We start from the raw sequence: 3,308 nt of genomic DNA on the forward strand, positions 1-3,308 counted from the left end.
CCAATCTCCGTCTTGTTGGGGATTGGACTCCAAATCGCCTTGCTACTCAAAACCGGGGGGACGTCGCCCCCTGATCAACGCTTCGGAGGTGCATTGCTACGGTTACCGCCCGATGGCACACCGGGCTTGGTTGACGGCCATCCGCCCGCACCTCCTTGACCACGCCCCTGCCTGGCTCCGGGATCGCCCTTGAAACCAACCCCGCGGGTATCTCCACTTGCACCACCTTTGCCCTTTGCCATGTCGCTTTCCTCAGTGACCGCACATGCGGCAGGAAAAGCTTGAACAACGACGCAGGCTGCTTAAGCCCCAAAATTTCACAAGCTTGGCCGTGGCAGCACCGGCCAAATTTGCGAAGTAGGCTCAGCGCTTTGCCGGCTGCTGGCTTGCCGCTGCCGTGAGCGTCCACTCAGTGAGAGTGCTCATGCCCACAGCACCAAGTTCGGCAGTCTCTGGTGCGCATCTCAGCCGCGCATTGCGGAGCTGTGGGACACTCAGGCCGTCTTCGGAGCCGCCCTCAGCCATGCGAATCGAACAACGAAAAGCTGTCCGGACCTTTTGGATGAGAGTGAAGCCACTTGCAGCACTGATGGCCATGTCGCTTGCCGGGTGCGCGACGGGTGGTCCGGTCGCGAGCAGTCCGATTGAAGGCCCCGTGCGGGTGGGAGAGATTGCCGCGGTCGATGGCCCCAGGGTGCGTCCCGACCGCGTCATGGAAGACAGCCGTTGCCCAGCCGACGTTCAATGCATCCAGGCCGGCCGACTGGTCGTCAGGGCGACCGTGCTTGGCGGCGGCTGGTCTAAGGAGGTGGACCTCACGCTCGGCGTCCCGGTCCCTGTTGCCGATGGCATGTTGACGCTGGTCGACGCCACACCCGTGTCGATTGCAAGCAAGACCGCTGCATCCGCTGCTCGCTTCACCTTCAAGTTTCAGGGCGGCCGTTAGACGATGCCCTTCACTGCACCTAGAACAAGGTCATCCTAGGACGCAGACACTGGGGCCACTGCTTCAACAGGCTGGCTTCTTGAGCACGTGGCAACAAACCAAGGCGCTCCGTTCTCGGGAATCCACTGAAAGAATAGCCACCACGTTCTAGGTAGAGGCGTTGGCGTTGCTTGCGCTCGCTGGACATCGACCGCCTGCTCGCCACAGGCGGCCGGAGAAATGGTTGTCTGCGTCTCGAATTCCTGACCTGCGGCCAATGGGCCACGCATGGACTCCCCAATACGCCAACGGACAACCTCTTGCTCCGAGTAGGGCGTGTCACCGTGCTGAACGATCTTCCTTTGCACGGAAACCATCGTCGCCTGGACAGCCACGGCAGCCCTGGCTTTAGCGTCGTCCAAGCTTTCATACATCAAGCAGCTGCAGGCCATGGCTGCTGATGCTGGCAGCGAAAGAGCCAAGCCGAGCAGCGCTTGGCGGATTAGAGTTGTCCTCATATCGGCTTCCCTCCCCTATGCGGGAATCATAGCCGGCGACGTAGATGGCGGGTCAGCTGCCTATGCCGCTGGACCTCATAGGCCTGGAGCATCCTCATAGGAACCGCGATTCCAGGACCGGTAGCGCCAGGGCACGACTTCTTCAAGGAAGGTGATTCGCGGACTCGGCGAGGAGCGCAGCGACGCGAGGCCGGCCTTCAGCCGCTCTGCATGTGCTTCCGGCACGAAAAGCCAGGGTCTGAGGGGCCACGCTGCCGGCACCCCACTGTCGCGCGCCAGGGCGACCTTCAGTCCTTCCCAATGCTCATCCCAAGACCGCAGCCGGCCTAGGAGCGACGATGCCCCGGCCGCATAGGTGATCTCACACAGGTAAGCCATCTGCTCCTTGAAGCTCACGGCCACCGCGTCGCAATACCAATGCGGGCCACTGGTGTCCGGGTTGGCGCCCTCGTTGAGCTGTATGCAGCATTGGCTGTTGACGAACAACGCACGGTCCGCTCGGAGGTAGTCGAGCACCACGCCTTCGAAGTGATCCAATGTCGCAACTCCTTCGCTGTTGCTCAGAGAAAAATTCTGCTGCCCAAAATTCAGAGAAAATACAAACAAACCAACTTAAATAATCCAATATTTATCATTAGTAAAGTTTGGAAAACTATATTTAACGCACTTTAGTTAGCTTATTTACTGCAACCAGTACGCGTGTTGGGTCCGGCCCGCTGGACCGTTCTTGGCGTCGAAGCTGAGCTCCGGGAAGAGCTTCGTCTCGCCGGCGGCCTTGAGCCGCTCCACGCGCTCCCACAAGCCCAGCTTGATGAGGTCCGGGTGCACGGGGGTCTTCCGATCACTGGCATCGGTCTTGAGGCTCTTGTCCTCGCCCATCCAGGTGAAATGGAAGATGGGGATGCCGTCTTCCTCCCGGCAATCCTCCAGCTCCAACCTCGCCACCTCGTTGGAGCGTGCGCCGGTGTAGAGCAGGATGAGCGGGAGCCACCGCGCCGCGTCGCCCTTCAACTGCTTGAAGTTCTCCGGGTCGAAGATGCGCTTGACCTGGTCGGGGGTGAACGCCTGCGAGCCGTGGCTCTTCGCTCGCTGCTTCTTCAACTGCTTGGGCACGGAGGCGTGCCCCGACGCCGGGTTGTCGCCTTGTGGGTAGTGGCCAGCCGTCTGCGCCCACTTGATGAAGTCCGCGCAGGCCGAGAATCGGTTGGTGATGTAGGTGATGACGCGCTTCTGTGCGGTCTCGTGCAAGAACCACTCTGAGAAGTCGGTCCGCGTCAGCTCCTTCAACATCACCGACTGTTTGCCTTTGCCCTTGCGCTGGCTCGTCACGAAGGCTTCCAGGTCCTTCAGGGCGCGGGTCTTCTGGACGATGGTCTTGGCGGTGTTCTTGCCCTGGATGCTAACCAGATACTTGTCGCGTGCAGCCGCGAGGGTCAGCCCCACCGGACGCGGTTCGCTGATGGGCTTGACGACTCGGCGCGGAGGGAACGGTGTCGACGACGGCACCGGCACTGCGTGCTCCGCCGCGAGCTTCTGGAACAACGACAAGTCGTTCTGGTCGTTGATCTCCACCTGTCCGAACGAAGCGCCGCCCGGCAGCTTCACGTCCTTGAGGATCAGCTCAAGCGACGACTTGCCCTCCAGGCTCTTCAAGAGCTCTTCCAGCTCCTTCCCCATGCTGCCGTTCCTGATGGCTGCGAAGGCTCGAGCATAGCGTTGCTGCAACAGGAGCGCGTAGCCAAGAGCAGCGCGATCACATGTCGTGCCGGCACTGCGCTTGATGACCTTGCGTCCAAAGCGTGCCTGCAGGTCAGCAGGAACGCGCAAACGAACGTAGTAGCGGCCGGTCTCGCCGCGCGTGAGGT

The 3,308-nt window shown here is 61.1% G+C and carries 3 protein-coding genes; 1 reads left to right on the forward strand and 2 read right to left on the reverse strand.

The window, feature by feature from the left end; translation table 11 throughout:
• Positions 1-523: 523 nt before the first annotated feature.
• Complete coding sequence (locus D588_RS26135) at positions 524-946, forward strand: hypothetical protein (protein WP_051067866.1); 423 nt, start codon at positions 524-526, stop codon at positions 944-946.
• Positions 947-1,518: 572 nt separating this feature from the next.
• On the opposite strand, the gene D588_RS0111600 is transcribed toward D588_RS26135, so the two are convergent.
• Both D588_RS0111600 and D588_RS24595 read right to left on the reverse strand, forming a co-directional pair.
• On the reverse strand, positions 1,519-1,980 hold the full coding sequence (locus tag D588_RS0111600; RefSeq protein WP_017916093.1) for a hypothetical protein: 462 nt from the start codon (positions 1,978-1,980) through the stop codon (positions 1,519-1,521).
• A gap of 144 nt (positions 1,981-2,124) precedes the next feature.
• The coding region (locus tag D588_RS24595) for a DUF6538 domain-containing protein (RefSeq protein WP_017916094.1) at positions 2,125-3,308 on the reverse strand (1,184 nt) is incomplete at its 5' end.

This window comes from Xanthomonas sp. SHU 308 (assembly GCF_000364645.1).
Lineage (GTDB): Bacteria > Pseudomonadota > Gammaproteobacteria > Xanthomonadales > Xanthomonadaceae > Xanthomonas_A > Xanthomonas_A sontii.

Excerpts from the sequence above, each read along its gene's own strand:
- D588_RS26135 (WP_051067866.1), top strand. The coding sequence starts at position 524 with ATGCGAATCGAACAACGAAAAGCTGTCCGGACCTTTTGGATGAGAGTG.